Origin of the sequence: Hylemonella gracilis str. Niagara R (genome assembly GCF_000600295.1) — a bacterium.
GTDB classification, from domain to species: domain Bacteria; phylum Pseudomonadota; class Gammaproteobacteria; order Burkholderiales; family Burkholderiaceae_C; genus Hylemonella; species Hylemonella gracilis_A.
The window spans coordinates 3,029,970-3,045,316 of sequence record NZ_JEMG01000001.1; the positions used below are offsets into that span (position 1 = coordinate 3,029,970).

At 65.2% G+C, this 15,347-nt stretch carries 13 protein-coding genes; 5 read left to right on the forward strand and 8 right to left on the reverse strand.

Annotated elements, in window-relative coordinates:
- Nucleotides 1-749: 749 nt before the first annotated feature.
- The 3 genes from pmbA to AZ34_RS13870 are packed head-to-tail and all read right to left on the reverse strand — an operon-like array spanning nt 750 to nt 3,614.
- Nucleotides 750-2,144: a metalloprotease PmbA gene (gene pmbA / locus AZ34_RS13860; RefSeq protein WP_035609075.1), complete on the reverse strand. Its 1,395-nt coding sequence runs from the start codon at nt 2,142-2,144 to the stop codon at nt 750-752.
- Between the two features lie 56 nt (nt 2,145-2,200).
- Nucleotides 2,201-3,184 (reverse strand): SRPBCC family protein, encoded by a 984-nt coding sequence (locus tag AZ34_RS13865; protein WP_035609079.1) that lies wholly within the window; start codon nt 3,182-3,184, stop codon nt 2,201-2,203.
- Complete coding sequence (locus tag AZ34_RS13870; RefSeq protein WP_035611783.1) at nt 3,165-3,614, reverse strand: ArsR/SmtB family transcription factor; 450 nt, start codon at nt 3,612-3,614, stop codon at nt 3,165-3,167. The genes AZ34_RS13865 and AZ34_RS13870 overlap by 20 nt, the downstream gene beginning before the upstream one ends.
- Before the next feature lie 182 nt (nt 3,615-3,796).
- Here AZ34_RS13870 and yjgA point away from each other — a divergent pair, with 182 nt between their 5' ends.
- Together yjgA and mog are read left to right on the forward strand one after the other, a co-directional pair.
- Nucleotides 3,797-4,459: a ribosome biogenesis factor YjgA gene (gene yjgA, locus AZ34_RS13875; protein WP_035609082.1), complete on the forward strand. Its 663-nt coding sequence runs from the start codon at nt 3,797-3,799 to the stop codon at nt 4,457-4,459.
- Nucleotides 4,452-5,069 carry a molybdopterin adenylyltransferase gene (mog, locus tag AZ34_RS13880; RefSeq protein ID WP_035609084.1) on the forward strand — a complete coding sequence of 206 codons (618 nt, stop codon included), beginning with the start codon at nt 4,452-4,454 and terminating at the stop codon, nt 5,067-5,069. The genes yjgA and mog overlap by 8 nt, the downstream gene beginning before the upstream one ends.
- 48 nt (nt 5,070-5,117) lie before the next feature.
- On the opposite strand, the gene AZ34_RS13885 is transcribed toward mog, so the two are convergent.
- Nucleotides 5,118-6,035 (reverse strand): LysR family transcriptional regulator, encoded by a 918-nt coding sequence (locus tag AZ34_RS13885; protein WP_035609087.1) that lies wholly within the window; start codon nt 6,033-6,035, stop codon nt 5,118-5,120.
- Nucleotides 6,036-6,120: 85 nt separating this feature from the next.
- Between AZ34_RS13885 and AZ34_RS13890 the strand changes: the two genes are divergently transcribed.
- A complete protein-coding gene (locus AZ34_RS13890) occupies nt 6,121-7,104 on the forward strand; it encodes a sodium-dependent bicarbonate transport family permease (RefSeq protein WP_035609090.1) in 984 nt (327 codons plus the stop codon).
- A gap of 55 nt (nt 7,105-7,159) precedes the next feature.
- Complete coding sequence (locus tag AZ34_RS13895; RefSeq protein ID WP_035609092.1) at nt 7,160-8,038, forward strand: EamA family transporter; 879 nt, start codon at nt 7,160-7,162, stop codon at nt 8,036-8,038.
- A gap of 356 nt (nt 8,039-8,394) precedes the next feature.
- On the opposite strand, the gene cysE is transcribed toward AZ34_RS13895, so the two are convergent.
- A complete protein-coding gene (cysE, locus tag AZ34_RS13900; protein ID WP_035609095.1) occupies nt 8,395-9,168 on the reverse strand; it encodes a serine O-acetyltransferase in 774 nt (257 codons plus the stop codon).
- 33 nt (nt 9,169-9,201) lie between these two features.
- Nucleotides 9,202-9,966, reverse strand: a complete 765-nt coding sequence (locus AZ34_RS13905; protein WP_035609098.1) for an RNA methyltransferase — start codon at nt 9,964-9,966, stop codon at nt 9,202-9,204.
- Between the two features lie 516 nt (nt 9,967-10,482).
- Here AZ34_RS13905 and AZ34_RS13910 point away from each other — a divergent pair.
- Entirely contained in the window at nt 10,483-11,358 is an 876-nt protein-coding gene (locus tag AZ34_RS13910) for an inositol monophosphatase family protein (protein ID WP_035609100.1), read from the forward strand.
- 71 nt (nt 11,359-11,429) lie between these two features.
- On the opposite strand, the gene AZ34_RS17690 is transcribed toward AZ34_RS13910, so the two are convergent.
- Together AZ34_RS17690 and AZ34_RS13920 are read right to left on the reverse strand one after the other, a co-directional pair.
- Nucleotides 11,430-14,051, reverse strand: a complete 2,622-nt coding sequence (locus AZ34_RS17690; RefSeq protein WP_155831818.1) for a putative bifunctional diguanylate cyclase/phosphodiesterase — start codon at nt 14,049-14,051, stop codon at nt 11,430-11,432.
- Nucleotides 14,052-14,372: 321 nt separating this feature from the next.
- Nucleotides 14,373-15,311 (reverse strand): LysR family transcriptional regulator, encoded by a 939-nt coding sequence (locus tag AZ34_RS13920; protein ID WP_051509857.1) that lies wholly within the window; start codon nt 15,309-15,311, stop codon nt 14,373-14,375.
- Nucleotides 15,312-15,347: the final 36 nt, after the last annotated feature.

Here is a 15,347-nt window from a genome sequence, read left to right on the forward strand (position 1 = left end):
CTGCCAACGATCCCGTGAACAGGAACGCCGTGTTCTTGCGTGCCCGGTTCTCGTTCCTGACGGACCGCAATGAAGCCAAGTATTCAGCCCACAGTGCCGAGCCAGGTCAAGCCGCGCGACATGTGAAGCCATGTTCGCACAATTTCAATCTGCGGAAAATGGGGTGCATCTTTGTGTGCACCGTGCCCGACAACGTTCGGGAAGCAGCTGAGTTTGATCCGGCTGCGCGGGTTTGCCCTGCTCAGATCAGCATGCGAAGTGCCAACCCGGGCTCATTCTCCAGCGACTGGAAGTGGTTCAGCGGCCGATGGCGCCGCCTCAGGCGACTCCCGCCATGAGGAGGGATCGCGCAGGAACTCGGACGTTGCCCGCGCGACGACGGGCATGCTGCATCGCCCTTTCTTTTCCAGCCAGTACAGGGTGTTCCCGATCAAGACGACACTGCCAGAAATCACTGCAGTGCCCGCCGTGACGCCCCCATACACGGCCAGAACAAGCAAGCACGCTTCACCCGAACAGCCTCCAGAGCCGAGTCTCACTGGCACGGAGTCCAGCGTCAATCTCTGTTCGACGATCTGACAATCGCCCGTGTAGGAGGGCGTTGTTCGAGGAAAGAAGACGCAGCCCGGTAGCATGACCGTCGCCAGCAGACCGCACGCGCAGCGCAGCGATCGGCACGCGAAAAGATGATCCCGATGCCGGCGCCAGGCTGTCTTTTGGGCAAGAACCAGCGACGCCATGCTCGGTCTTCAGCTCCCCGCCACCTTCATGCGGTTCAGCAGGATGGAGCCCACGGTCTTGGCACCGTAGTTGTAGGCGTCGGCGCCCACGGCCTGGATGCCGAGCAGCATGTCCTTCATGTTGCCGGCGATGGTGATTTCTTCCACCGGGTAGGCGATGCGGCCCTTTTCCACCCAGTAGCCACTGGCGCCGCGCGAGTAGTCGCCCGTGACATAGTTCACACCCTGGCCCATGAGCTCGGTCACGAACAGCCCGGTGCCCAGCTTTTGCAACATGGCGTCCAGGTCATCACCGGGCTGCGTGAGGCGCGAAGTCAGCACAAGGTTATGCGAGCCGCCCGCGTTGCCCGTGGTCTTCATGCCCAGCTTGCGGGCGGAGTAGCTGCTGAGAAAGTAGCCTTGCACGTGCCCCGCCTCGATGACCTTGCGGGCCTTGACGCGCACGCCTTCCTCGTCGAAGGGCGAGCTGCCCTTGCCACGCGGCAGAAACGGGTCTTCCAGCAAATCAATGTGCGCGGGCAGCACCTGCCGGCCCAGGGAATCGAGCAGGAAGCTGCTCTTGCGGTACAGCGCGCCGCCGGACAGGGCTTGCACCAACGCGCCCAGCAAACCGGCGGCCAGCGGCGACTCAAACAGCACCGGCACTTCGCGCGTGCTGATCTTGCGCGCCTTGAGGCGGCTGAGCGCGCGCTCGGCGGCATAACGACCGATGGCTTCGGGCGCGGCCAGTTCATCGGGGTGGCGCTGCGAGCTGTACCAGTAGTCACGCTGCATGCCATCGCCGCGACCGGCGATGGGTGACACCGAGATGGTGTGGCGTGAACTGGCGTAGCCGCCGCGAAACCCCGGTGCGCCACCGTCCATGAACCGATGGGCACTGAAGAAATGGGATTGCTGCGCCGACACCGACGCGCCTTCGCTGTTGGTGATGCGCTTGTCGGTCTTGAACGCAGCCGCCTCGGTGGCGCGGGCGATGTCGGCGGCCTGCTCGCTGTTGATGGCCCAGGGGTGGAAGAGATCCAGGTCACGCCCGGCCTCCGCCAGACCCACCACGTCATCCGCATCAGGCAGACCGGCAGCTGGGTCTTCCGCCGTGAAGCGGGCAATGTCGTAGGCCGCCTGCACCGTCTGTGCGATGGCGGCGGGGGAAAAATCAGAAGTGCTGGCATTGCCGCGCCGCTGGCCAAGGTAGACCGTGACGCCCAGGGACTTGTCGCGGTTGCGCTCGACGTTTTCCAGTTCGCCCTGGCGCACCGAGACCGAGAGGCCGCAGCCCTCGGACACTTCGGCGCCCGCAGCGCTGGCGCCGAGTTTGCGGGCGTGGTCCAGGGCCTGGTCCACCAGGCCCTCGAAGGTGGCGCGGCTGTAGCTGAAGCCGCTTTGCGGTGTGGTCGTCGAATTCATGGCGGGCAATGATACTTGCCCCATCCGCCACCACCGCGGAGCGCCGCATGCCCCCTTCAGGCGAGCAGGGCCTCTTCAAGCTGGTCCAGCGAGGTGGTCCAGCCCCCGGTCATGCCGGAACGCGCGTCGACGAAGGTCTGGATTTCTCGCTCGCTCGCCGCCAGAGGTTCCCATTCGATCGTCACGCGGGTCTCGTTCGACCATTCTTCCGAGAAGCTCACCGTCGTGAGCAGGGTTTCGGGCCAGGTCGGTGCCATGGGATGCCGGGCGATCTGGCCCTGTTCATCGGTGAATTGCTGCTCGTAGACGATGCGTGCTTGCTCTGCATGGACCTCGGACATGATCGGGGGCGAGACCTCGCGGTAGGTGGCGCGCCCATGCAGGGTCCCGTGTTCACCCTTCATGGTCGAATGCAGGCTCTTGCCCGGCGCGATTTCACCGCGCATTGTCATGCTCGCGCCCTTCGGTGCCATCCACTTCGCAAGGTACTCAGGATTGCTCCACATCTCGAAGACGCGAGCGATGGGTGCGTTGAACGAGCGATGAATGAAAAAGGCCCGCTTGCCGCGGCCAGCCTGCCCATCGCCGGGATGTTCGGCCAAGTACTCGGCCAGCCGATCCCAGGTCGAGTTGCCACCCGCCTGCTTGATGAATCGGCGTGTCTGTTCCGCGGCCTCCGCCGTGGCCAGCGCCATCGTAATTTCCATCCGCGTCTTGCCCTCCCTCTCGGCGAAGGTGACCGTGACGCGAAACAGCGCAGGTGCGTTTTCATCGCTCGCGCCGTGGTCGTAAACCATCTTCGCGAAAGGTTCGATTTCAAGGTAGCGCGTGTAGTTCGGCCAATCCTTGCCATCCGGGCCGTGCATGGTGTAACGCCAATGCCCCCCCACACGGAAGTCCTTGTTGTGCGTGGTCAGCGTGAAGCCGCGTGGTCCCCACCATTGCGCCACATGCTTTGGGTCGGTCCAGACCTCCCAGACCAGTTTCACGGGCGCGTCGTAAACACGGACGATGCGGATTTCATTCGGTTTTGCCGGCATGGCGTTTTCCTTTGGCGTTGGCTTTGGGGCTGGGTTTGGGTTTTGATTTGGGAGTTTGCGCAGTGGCAGGCGTCGGGCTGTCAGATTCCATCGCCTGCGCTTGCGAGGCCTGCAGTTCGTTCAGGTAATCGCCCAGACGGTCCAGGCTGGCCTCCCACATGCGACGGGATTCCTCGATCCAGTCCGTGGCCTCCTTCAAGGGACGTGGATTCAGGGAGCAGGTGCGCCACTGCGCGGCGCGGGTCTTGCGCACCAGACCAGCACGCTCCAGCACCTTGAGGTGCTTGGTCACGGCCGGCAGGCTCATGTCATGCATGAAGGGCTGCGCGAGGTCGGAGACGTTCGCGTCACCGTGCGCGAGCTGGGCCAGGATGGCCCGGCGCGTCGGGTCGGCGAGCGCGGCGAAGGTCTGGCTGAGTCCATCGGGCATGGGCATGTCCCCTTGTTTATTTAACCCATCAGATAATTTACCAATAGGTTAAATAAAAACCCAGAATTCGTCAAGCATCCGACCCGCGCCCACCGCCCGGTTCCGATGGGCGTCGCTCGGCAGGGGAGCGGCTGGGGCCAGGGTCTGGGGCAGCGACTTGGGCAAGGCTATGATTCCGGGCTATGTCCCGCAAGCCCACCAAAGGTTATTACGTCAAAGGCCAGTTCGTCGCGGAAGGCAGCGAGCTGGACCTGGAACTCAAGCGCGAACTCAAGGGCGATGTCGACGTCAGCAGAACCGACCTGAAGCGTGAGAGCACGGAGCTGCAGAAACTCGGCGAGGCCCTGCCTACGCTGCGCACCGACCTCTTGAACCGGCTGGACCTGCCCGACAAGCTGCTGGATGCACTGACCGAGTTGCAGCGCATCACGAATTTCGAGGGCCGCCGCCGCCAGGGCCAATTCGTTGGCAAGCTGATGCGCCAGCTGCCGCCCGAGACGCTCGAAGCCGCGCGCGCCGCGCTGGCCGAACAGCACCTGCCCTCCGCCCAGGAAACCGCCCTCCTGCACACCGCCGAGCAATGGCGTGAACAGCTGATCGCCGACGACGCTGCGGTGGCGCGCTGGATGAGCGATTTCCCAGGCACCGACAGCCAGCAGTTGCGTGCCCTGGTGCGCCAGGCCCGCAAGGACGCCGTGCCCGCGGATCAGGCAGCGATCTCGCAGGGCAAGGCCCCACGCCAGGGTCGGGCCTACCGCGAGCTGTTCCAGCTGCTGCGCACGCAGCTGGCCGGCGCGGTGGACGATACCAATCCCGCGATGGATGAGGCCCGCGACGATGAATGAGGCTGCCTCCAACGCACAGGCCAGCAGCGCCGACGCCGTGCGGATCGGCATCGTCTCCATCAGCGACCGCGCCTCCAGCGGCGTCTACGAAGACCAGGGCCTGCCTGCCCTGCGCGACTGGCTCGCGCGCGCGCTGAAGAACCCGATCACCTTCAAGTCACGCCTCATCCCCGACGAAGCAGCACAGATCAGCGCGGCCTTGATCGAGCTGGTGGATGCTGGTTGTTCGCTGGTCCTCACCACCGGTGGGACCGGCCCCGCGCTGCGAGACGTCACACCCGAGGCCACGCTGGCCGTGGCCGACAAGACCTTGCCGGGCTTTGGCGAGCAGATGCGCCAGATCAGCCTGCACTTCGTGCCCACGGCCATCCTGTCGCGTCAGATTGCCGTGATCCGGGGCAGCAGCCTGATCATTAACCTGCCCGGTCAACCGAAGGCCATCCAGGAAACGCTGGAAGGCGTGAGAGATGCCGACGGCAAGTCGATCGTGCCCGGCATCTTCGCCGCCGTGCCCTACTGCGTGGACCTGATCGGTGGGCCGTACCTGGAAACCCGGGACGAAGTCTGCAAATCCTTCCGGCCCAAATCGGCGATCCGCCCTGCGGTCTGAGCGCGGGTGCATCGGCCCTGCCCGCCTCGATCCGACCCGACGTAGCCTTCAGCGCGAGGTCTGCCCCTGCGGTGCCAGTTGCCCGGCCTGGGCCAACAGTTGCTGGCGAAACACCTCCGCGATGGGCGACAGGCGCTTGCCCTTGGGGTAGACGATGTGCCACTGTGAGGCGATGGGAAACCCCGCCACATCCAGCACGGCCACGCCCTGCGTGAGGGGGCGGGGCGCCAGCGCATGCACCGAGATCACCGCCAGACCCAGCCCCCCGGCCACGGCTTCCCGAACGGCCTCGTTGCTGCCCAGTTCCATCCGCAGCTCGGGTGCGTAACGCTGCTTGCGGAAATGCGCGTCGGTGGCCAGTCGGGTGCCCGAGCCTTGTTCGCGCAGGATGAAGCGGGTGCCACGCAAATCCTGCAACTGCAACCCCGGCTTGCGCGCGAGCGGATGGGCCGTGCTGGCGATCAACACCAGGGGATTGGGCAAGAACACCTGATCCTCTAGATCGAGTTCAACGGGCGGCCGGGACATGATGTAGAGATCGTCCAGGTTCTCGCGCAAGCGCCCCACGACCCCATCGCGGTTCAGCACTTCCAGCGCGACCTCCACCTCGGGATGACGGCTGCAGAAATGCCCGAGCAGGCGCGGAACAAAGTATTTGGCGGTGCTGACCACCGCGACCTTGAGCCGGCCGCGCGTCAAGCCCTTGAAGCCGTCGATGGTCTGACCGAAGACGTCCCACTCGCTGGCCATGCGACGCGCCGTGCGCGCCAGCTCCAAGCCTGCCTGGGTCAGATGCACACGACGCGCGACCACTTCGTAAAGCGGCAGGCCCACCGCTTCGCTGATCTCGCGCAACTGCATCGAGACCGTGGGCTGGGTCACATGCATGGCGCGCGCCGCGCCGCTGACGCTGCCGGTCTCGGCCAGAGCGAGAAAAAGCCGCAATTGGCGGAACGTCACATTCATAGATGAAACTCTATGCAGATCATCTTAAATATCGATTTTACTTTCAGCGTGACCCAACGCATCATCGGCCGATCTGGAGTGCCCGATGCAGAACCTGCTTGACCCCGCCATCCTCTTCTTCCTGTTCGGCATGCTGGCCGGCACCCTGAAATCCAACCTCGAGATCCCCGCGCCCATCTCGCGGTTTCTCTCGCTCTACCTGCTGATGGCCCTGGGCCTCAAGGGCGGTTTCGCGCTGTCGCGCTCGGGCCTGACGACCGAAGTCGCCATCAGCCTGGGCTGCGCCCTGCTGTTGGCCATCACCGTGCCGCTGCTGGGCTATCGCCTGCTGCGCAGGCTGGTTTCGCCCTTTGACGCCGCTGCGCTGGCGGCCACCTACGGTTCGGTCAGCGCGGTCACCTTCGTCACCGCGACCCAATTTCTCGACAACCAGCAGATCGCCTATGGCGGCTACATGGCCGCCGCGATGGCGCTGATGGAGTCGCCGGCCATCGTGCTGGCGGTGCTGTTGGCCAACGCCCACAGGCGGCAAGTCGGCGCCACATTGACCCCGACCACCGCACCGGCCAACGTGGGTGTGGGCATCGGCCCCATGCTGCGTGAATCACTGACCGATGGCGCCCAGTTGCTGCTGCTCGGCGCCATGGTGATCGGCATGCTCACCGGTGAGAGCGGCCAGGTGGCGATGCAACCTTTCTCGGGCGATCTGTTCAAGGGCATGCTGGCCTTTTTCCTGCTCGACATGGGCTTGCTGACGGCGCGCAACCTGGGGCAACTGCCGCGCCAGTCACCCTGGCTCTTGACCTACGCGGTATTGGCCCCGCTGACGCACGCAGGCTTGGCGCTGTTGCTGGCCCGGGTGCTGAACGTGCCGACCGGTGACGCCATCCTGCTGATGGTGCTCGCGGCCAGCGCGTCCTACATCGCCGTGCCCGCGGCCTTGCGGCACGCCATCCCCGAAGCCCAGCCCGCGCTGTACTTCGGCATGTCCCTCGGCGTGACTTTTCCGCTCAACATCCTGCTGGGCATTCCGCTCTATGCCTGGGTGGCACAATCGGTGCTGAACTGAAGCAACGGGCCGGGACGCTGGCCCGCGCCACCCGCGTCCCAACGCCTGCCTGAACTTGCCGCTATCCCATCTTCTGCTTGCCCTCGCCGTGGTCGCGGTCTGGGGCACCAATTTCGTTGTCATCAAGGTCGGGCTGGGTGAGATGCCCCCGCTGCTGTTCGCGACACTGCGTTTCGCGCTCAGCTCCCTGCCACTGCTGCTCTTCGTGCGACGCCCCGCCGTGGCTTGGCGGCACCTGATCGGCTACGGCCTGTTCATGGGCCTGCAATTCGCTTTGCTCTTCCTGGCCATGCGGCAAGACATCTCGCCAGGCTTGGCTTCCCTGCTGATGCAGTCGCAGGTGTTCATGACGCTGCTCTTGGTGGCCGTGGTTCAGCACGAACGCATGGCCTTGCCCCAGCTGGCGGCCCTGGCCATCGCGACCCTCGGTTTCATGCTGATCGGCTGGCAGAGTTTCGACCAGAGCCATGCGGACGTGACGCCCCTGGGCCTGACCCTCGCCCTTGGCGGGGCCCTGTCGTGGGCATGCGCCAACTTGATCTCGCGCAGCATCGGCAAGGTGGACATGCTGGGCTTCATGGTTTGGAGCAGCCTCTTCGCCCTGCCCCCTCTACTGCTCTGCACTCTGTGGTTTGAAGGCCCCGCTCAGCTGGCAGCCACACTGCCCCACATCAGCCTGGCCGCTTGGGGGGCCGTGCTGTGGCAGGCTGCGGGCAACACCCTGTTTGGCTTCGGCGCTTGGGGCTGGTTGCTGGCGCGCCACCCGGCCGTCACCATCACGCCCATGGCCCTGATGATTCCCATTTTCGGCATGGGTGCGTCCAGCCTGCTGCTGGGTGAGGAACTGCAGAGCTGGAAACTCGCGGCGACTGCATTGGTCATCGGCGGGCTGGCGCTGAATGTGCTGGCGGGCCGGTTGTCGCGCAGGGGTTGAGGCAGAAGTCAACTCGACGCCACCGCAGCCTCATCGCCTGAGCACTTGGGGCAAAGACTGCGCTCATGTCCCCCGCCCAAGCTGCGCTTGGGCTCCTCCTTTACTTCGCTCCGCCTTTACCCCAAGCACTCAGGCTCCCGCCAGCATAGTTGGATCACCAAGTGTGCGGAAATGGGAGTCGGAACAGGCGTGCGCTGGAACGCCGCCGCCCGAGGGCGCGGGGTGACTGCGCAGCGGCATAAAGGGGGAATTCAAAGACCGGGAGGTCTTTGAAGGAGGACAGCCGCGGAGCAGTCACCCCGCGCCCTCGGGCTCCGCCAACAGCGTTTGCACGCTACGGCGGGCACATCTCGGTCTTACTTGCCGACCAACTGACTCAGCTTCTCGCGCTCGAAGCACTCCTCACGCGCAGCGTCCTCGGGCACGCAATCCCGAGATTTTTGCCCGGCAGAGACTTTCTCGATCGCCTGCCACAGCAGTGCGATCTGATGGTCCTGCCCGGCCGCGTTGTCGATCAGGCCCCGCAGGGCCTGAGACAAGGGGTCGTCGCTCTGGGTCACGCCATAGGCGGAGAAACCCATCTTCGATGCCGCCTCCTCCCGCCGGGAGTCTGCCTGCGCCTCGATGATGCGCGCGGGATTGCCCACGGCCGTGGCGCCCGCGGGCACGGGTTTGGTCACCACGGCGAGCGAACCGATGCGTGCGCCCGCGCCAACGGTGAATCCGCCCAACACACAGGCGTTGGCGCCGACGATCACGCCGGCCTCCAGGGTCGGATGGCGCTTCGCGCCCTTGATCAGCGAGGTGCCGCCCAGGGTCACGCCCTGGTAGATGGTGCAGTTGTCGCCGATTTCGGCCATCTCGCCGATCACCACGCCCATGCCGTGGTCGATGAACACACGCTCACCGATCTTCGCGCCAGGATGGATCTCGATGCCCGTGAGCCAGCGGCTGCAGTGCGAGATGAAACGTCCTAGCCACTTGAAACCATGCGTCCAGCACGCATGCGCCCAGCGGTGGAACATCAGCGCATGCAGGCCGGGGTAGCAGGTCAGCACCTCCCAGGCACTGCGCGCGGCAGGGTCACGCTCGAGGATGCACTGGATGTCGGAACGCAGGCGGGCAAACATGAGGAATTCTTCTTTGCTTATGCGGGGGAGGAATTATCCCTTGGCCCGGGCAGCGGTTTCGAGCATGGCCTTGGCGACACCTCTGAGAATATGGACTTCCTCCTGGGTCAGTTGCGCACGGTTGAACAAGGCGTTCAGGCGTGGCATCAGCTTCTTGGGTGCGGCCGGATCGAGAAAATCCACGGCCACCAGGGCTTGTTCCAGATGGGACAACAGGCCAGCCACCTGCGGCGCGTCGGCCAGCACGGGCGGCGCGGTGGCGGGCGTGACCGCGAAACCCCCAAACTTGGCCGAGAGGGCCTGCCGCCATTCATAGGCAATCACCTGCAGCGCGGCCGCGAGGTTGAGCGAGCCGAACTGTGGATGGGTCGGGATACTCAGGCAGACATGGGCCCGGTAGACATCCTCGTTCTTCATGCCGTAGCGTTCCGAACCGAAAAGGAAGGCGATGCCCTGGCTTTCATCCAGGGACGCCGCTGCGACGAACTGCGCGAAATGCTCCCTCGGCGCGCGCGTGGGCGGACCGAAGTCGCGCGGCGTCATGGCCGTGGCGCAGAGGTGCGTCATGCCGTCCAGGGCCTCGTCCAGGGTCTCGACGATGCGGGCGCGGTCCAGCACGTCGTTGGCACCGCTGGCGCGCTCAATGGTTTCCTGGCGCCGCAGCACATTGGCCCAGCGCGGGCGCACCAGCACCAACTCTTCGAATCCCATGGTCTTGATGGCCCGGGCGGCCGCGCCCACATTGCCCGCGTGGCTGGGCTCGATGAGGATGAATCTGGTGCGAAAAGATGCTGTCATGGCGCTGATTGTCGCTGGCCTGCCATGCATGGAACAGGCGATTCAGCACGGGTGGTTGTCGCGGGAGCCGGGCTTGGCGGCGCAGGCACCGTCTCAGCTTGCCCCCTTTGCGCGTCCACATTCTTGCTGAGCACAAGCCGTGGTCCTGGGGCCGGGACGCGATTTCGGGGGCGGCATCGTCAGGGACATGAACGCCGCAGCGCCGCTACACGCAGTGAGCGGCGCATCGTTGATCTGACTTCCGGCATCCTGTCTGAGCGTAGCGCCGCAGGCGCGCAGCGAGTTATGCCGGACAGGCGTTCATGCCCCTGACGATGCGCAGTCTGCGCAGCAGACCGCTCCCGTATAAGCGCCCCGGTCCCAGGGCCACGGCTTGTGCGTACCAGCAGCCCAAGCACCCAGGTCAAGCACCAAACCCCAGCACGCAAAAGACACAAGCAGTAAAATACCGCCCCTCACAGGCTTGCATCGCCAAGCCCTCCCGGCCCAGCCGCCGTCACGCTCCTCCAACAACTCATGTCGTCCACCCTGCACCCCATGCTCAACGTGGCCATCAAGGCCGCACGCGCCGCTGGCGCCATCATCAACCGCGCTGCCCTGGACGTTGAATCCGTGCGGGTCTCGCAGAAGCAGGTCAACGACTTCGTGACCGAGGTGGACCACGCGAGCGAGGAAGCCATCATCGAAACCCTGCTGACCGCCTACCCCGGCCATGCGATCTGGGGCGAGGAGACGGGCCGCACACGAGGTGCTCAGGATTCGGATTTCGTCTGGATCATCGACCCGCTGGACGGCACCACCAACTTCATCCACGGCTTTCCGGTCTATTGCGTCAGCATCGCGCTGGCCGTCAAGGGCAAGATCGAGCAGGCCGTGGTCTACGACCCCACGCGCAACGACCTGTTCACGGCCACCAAGGGCCGCGGTGCCTTCCTGAACGAGCGGCGTATGCGGGTGAGCAAACGCACCCAGATGGAAGAGAGCCTGATCGCCACCGGCTTCCCCTTCCGCAAGGGCGACGACTTCCCCAGCTACCTGGCCATGATGAGCGACATCATGCAGCGCTGCGCGGGCCTGCGCCGCCCAGGCGCTGCGGCGCTGGACCTGGCCTATGTGGCCGCGGGCCGCACCGATGGCTTCTTTGAAACCGGCTTGTCACCCTGGGACGTGGCCGCAGGCTCGCTGCTCGTCACCGAAGCGGGCGGACTGGTGGGCAACTTCACGGGCGAGCCGGACTTCCTGGAACACAAGGAATGCCTGGCCGCCAACCCACGCATCTACGGCCAGATGGTGCCCCTGCTCAACAAGTACAGCAAGTTCGCGGGCGCCGAAGAAAAAGCCCTGGCACGTCAGAACGCTGAGAAGCTCAAGCTCTCCCGTCCGGCGGCCTGAAACCAGGACTGAAAAGAGGTGAGGGCCCGATCGACCAGACAGGCCGTTTGAAGCCCCCAATCACTGGTGCATCACGCGCTGGTGACGGCGGCGGATTCCGGTCTGTCAGCACCCACGCCCTGCGCCAAGAACAGCATCAGCTCGGCCAGCGGCAGCGGCGGCGAGAACAGATACCCCTGGAACGCGTCACACTGCCCATCGAGCAGGAACTGCAACTGCGCTTGGTTCTCTACCCCCTCGGCGACCACCTGCAGGCCCAGGTTGTGCGCCAGGCCGATGATGGCCGAACCGATGGCCGCGCTGTTCACGTTGTCCGGCAAATCGTTCACGAAGGACTTGTCGATCTTCAAGCGGTCCAGCGGCAGGCGCTGCAAGTAGCACAGGGATGAATAGCCAGTGCCGAAATCGTCGAGCGAGAAGCCGATGCCATGGCGCTTGAGCGCCGCCATCTTCTTGATCACGCCCTCGACGTCGAGCAGGAAGCTGCTTTCGGTCAACTCCAGCTTGAGTCGGCTGGGCGCGGCGCCGGTGCGGTGCACGGCCTCGATGATCTTGACCACGAAGTCGGGTTGGCTCAACTGCCGCGCACTGATGTTCACCGCCGCGAAGAGATGCGCGGTGGACGGGTCAGCCGCCCAATCCACCAACTGGCGGCAGGTCTGCTCCAGCACCCAATCGCCCAGGGGCAGGATCAGACCGCACTGCTCGGCCACGGGGATGAAGCGGGCGGGTGACACCATGCCCATCTCCGGGTGACGCCAGCGCACCAGGGACTCCACGCCGATGATGCGGCGCTCACGGTCCAGGATGGGTTGGTAGTGCAGCAGCAGCTCGTCACGCTCCAGCGCCCGGTGCAGGTCGGACTGCAGCTGTGCGTTCGCGTTGGTCTGCGCCTGCATCTCGGGCTCAAAAAAACTGAGCGTGTTGCGCCCCGAGGCTTTGGCCTGGTACATGGCCATGTCGGCCTGCTTGAGGAGGTCGTCCAGCTTGCTGGCCCCCCCCGTGTACAGGGTGATGCCCAGGCTGGGTGTGCTGTAGATCTGGCGGTCCGCCAGATGGAAGGGCTGGGACAAGGTCTGCAACAGCTTGCGCCCGAAAGTCTCGGCGTTGCGCCGGGCCTCGCACGGATTGGCGCCCAGGCCCTCCAGCAGCAGCACGAATTCGTCGCCCCCGAGCCGCGCCACCATGTCCTGGCTGCGCGCGACCTCGCGCAGACGCTGGGCCACACAGACCAGCAACTGATCGCCCAGGTCATGCCCCAGGGTATCGTTCAGGCTCTTGAAGTCGTCGAGGTCCAGGAAGACGATGGCCCCGACCTGGCCACGCTCCTCGCTGACCACCAGGCTGCGATCCAACCGCTGGTGCAGCAGGCGCCGGTTGGGTAGGCCGGTGAGGCTGTCGTAGAAGGCCAGGCGCTCGATTTCCGTCTCGTACTGCTTGCGCGCGCTGATGTCCATGCGGGTGCCCAGCAGTTGCACGGCCCGGCCCGTGGCATCGCGCTGGATCACCCTGCCCAGGCATTGCACCCAGACCCAACCCCCGTTCTTGTGGCGCAGCCGGCATTCCACCTCGAACTTCGCGCTCGTCCCGGCCAGGTGGCGCTCCAACTGCTGCTGGAATGCGGACGCATCCTCGGGGTGGAGGTCGGCACGCCAGTCATGCGCCCGCGCCTCCAGCTCCACCTGGCGGTGGTAGCCCTGGATGGCCGCCGCCCGGCCATCGACCACCATCCGGTCGTCCCTGACCGAGAGTTCCCATAGGCCCAGGAAGGCGGCATCGAGCGCCAGTTCCATGCGTTGCGCGTGTTCAACGCGCTCCTGATGCTGCCTGTGCACCAGGTCCACCCAACGCGCGCGCCGGATCTGGGACAGGCGCAACATGGCGCCCGCGACCAGCACCAGCACCACCAGCCCCACGGCATAGATCCAGGCCAGTCGGTGCCAGGCCGCGTCCAAGGAGTCCAGTTCTCGGCTCAAGGTCAGGACCAGCGGTTGGTCCAGGCTGAGGGCACTGGCGTCCACGGCCTGCCGCACCAGCAGGCGACGCGGTCCGTCCTGCGCCTCCAGAATGTTCACGCCCGGCAAGGGTCCGGCGTGCAAGTCTGGCCGTGTGGCATCGAGTCGCCACAGCTGCGCCGCGCGCGCGGCTTGCACATCGTTGGCCAGCAGGGCCAGCAAGGCCCCGTCGGCCATGCTCAGGCTGCTCCAGGCGCCGTCCGTCTCCAAGGCCATGCGCTGCAGCATGTTGTAGTAGTCCGCGCCCAGATCGACCAGGATGAATTGCCGCGCGCCACCGCGTTCGTCACTGACTGGCAAGATCAGGCGCAGCACGGCCCCATCGCCCTGCGGTTCGGGCAGGGCCAGCGCGTAGACCCGACCGCTGTCCGTCATGCCGGTCCATGCACGCAGATCGTCGGCGCCCGCAGCCCAGGTACCCAAGCGCCCGTTCCCGCTCAGCAAGAGCCGCCCCTCGTGGTCGACGACCACGGCCTGTCGCACCCCAGCCACCAGGGAACCCAGGGCCTTGAGCAGGGAGGCGCTGCCCGCCCGGTCTCCCACGACCCAGGCCTCGCGTATCTGGAACAAGGTGTCGCGCACACCCTGCAGACGCCGCCGCAAACCGCTTTCGATGGCATGGGCCTGTCCGACCAAACGCTCGGAGGCCAGGGAATGCACGAGATGGCGCTCGCTCATGATCGAATGCGTGCAGAGCGCGAAACTGAGCAAGACGAAGAGAGCCGCCGCGGCCCATTCGAAGCAGCTTCTGTGTCTGCCCGCGTCGGGGCGAAGGGTGCGCGCTTGCACCTGCATCATGCCGGCACGCTCCCCGTGGTCAAGTTGCCAGTGCATCGGTCGCTCAATGGAGGGACGCCCCCACCGCGCGGCGCGGCGTTTCGCCTCCTCCTCCCTGTCTTTCTTCACGTTGTGGGAACAAGTCTAGGTTTGCCCGCAGCGCGAGGGAAATGAAGAATTGGCATGCTGGCCATGCCACGGTGGAATGCAAGCGCGAGACGCTCATTTCAGGTCGCCCACCATCTCGGGAAAAGCATGCACCGCACGGGCCACTGCGATCCAGGCACGCGCCGTCGGGGACAGTCGCGCCGCCCGGGCCCAGGCCAGGGTATAGGACCACTGGGGTTCGAATCCCTCGAGCGGCAAGGCAACCACCATCGGGTGCAGGCGATTGAGTGCCAGCGCACGCGGCAAGAAACCGATACCGATGTTCTCGGCCACCAACTCGTGGATCAGCCCAACCTGCGTGGTCTTGATCGCCACCGGTGCCAGGATGCCCGCCTGGGCCAGGGCCCCGACCACCATTTCATTGAGCTGACTCTTTTCCTCGAACAGCACCAGCTGCTGATTCTTGAGGTCACCGACGCTGATGCGCGAGCGCAAGGCCAAGGGGTTTTCCCGCGACACCAGCACGAACACCGGCTCGCGCTGCAGCTCCAGCACTTCCAGGCCCGGGTCGCGCGGGGACACCAGCCCCGCGAGATCCAGATCGCCCTTGAGCACGCGCCGCACGATCTGGCTTTCCGCTTCGACCGAGATGGAAATCTCCACATCAGGATAGCGACGGCGAAATTCCGCCAGCGCGCGGCCGAAGAAGGTGCTGGTCTCCATGCGCGAAAACCCCAGCTTGAGCGTGTCTTGCGGATTGCCCGCCAGGGCATGCAACTCGTCGGCCAGCAAATCACGCTGGGCCAGCATCACCTGGGCGCGGCGATAGACCAACTCCCCGACCCGGGTCAGTTCGATGCCACGTCGATGACGCCGCAACAAGGGACGGCCCACCTCGTTTTCGAGCTGGCTGATGACCTTGCTCACCGTGGACTGGGTCGCGTGGATCACTTCAGCCGCCCGCGTGAAACCTCCATGCCGTACCACTTCCGCGAAAACACGCAGGTGGCGAAACTCAAAATTTGGCCGCCTTGCAAAACCGATGGGATTCATTGCCGGTACCGATGTGCGAATGGGTTTCTCAACCTT

Excerpts from the sequence above, each read along its gene's own strand:
- pmbA (WP_035609075.1), bottom strand. The coding sequence starts at position 2,144 with ATGAATTCGACGACCACACCGCAAAGCGGCTTCAGCTACAGCCGCGCC.
- AZ34_RS13865 (WP_035609079.1), bottom strand. The coding sequence starts at position 3,184 with ATGCCGGCAAAACCGAATGAAATCCGCATCGTCCGTGTTTACGACGCG.
- AZ34_RS13870 (WP_035611783.1), bottom strand. The coding sequence starts at position 3,614 with ATGCCCGATGGACTCAGCCAGACCTTCGCCGCGCTCGCCGACCCGACG.
- yjgA (WP_035609082.1), top strand. The coding sequence starts at position 3,797 with ATGTCCCGCAAGCCCACCAAAGGTTATTACGTCAAAGGCCAGTTCGTC.
- mog (WP_035609084.1), top strand. The coding sequence starts at position 4,452 with ATGAATGAGGCTGCCTCCAACGCACAGGCCAGCAGCGCCGACGCCGTG.
- AZ34_RS13885 (WP_035609087.1), bottom strand. The coding sequence starts at position 6,035 with ATGAATGTGACGTTCCGCCAATTGCGGCTTTTTCTCGCTCTGGCCGAG.
- AZ34_RS13890 (WP_035609090.1), top strand. The coding sequence starts at position 6,121 with ATGCAGAACCTGCTTGACCCCGCCATCCTCTTCTTCCTGTTCGGCATG.
- cysE (WP_035609095.1), bottom strand. The coding sequence starts at position 9,168 with ATGTTTGCCCGCCTGCGTTCCGACATCCAGTGCATCCTCGAGCGTGAC.
- AZ34_RS13905 (WP_035609098.1), bottom strand. The coding sequence starts at position 9,966 with ATGACAGCATCTTTTCGCACCAGATTCATCCTCATCGAGCCCAGCCAC.
- AZ34_RS13910 (WP_035609100.1), top strand. The coding sequence starts at position 10,483 with ATGTCGTCCACCCTGCACCCCATGCTCAACGTGGCCATCAAGGCCGCA.
- AZ34_RS17690 (WP_155831818.1), bottom strand. The coding sequence starts at position 14,051 with ATGAGCGAGCGCCATCTCGTGCATTCCCTGGCCTCCGAGCGTTTGGTC.
- AZ34_RS13920 (WP_051509857.1), bottom strand. The coding sequence starts at position 15,311 with ATGAATCCCATCGGTTTTGCAAGGCGGCCAAATTTTGAGTTTCGCCAC.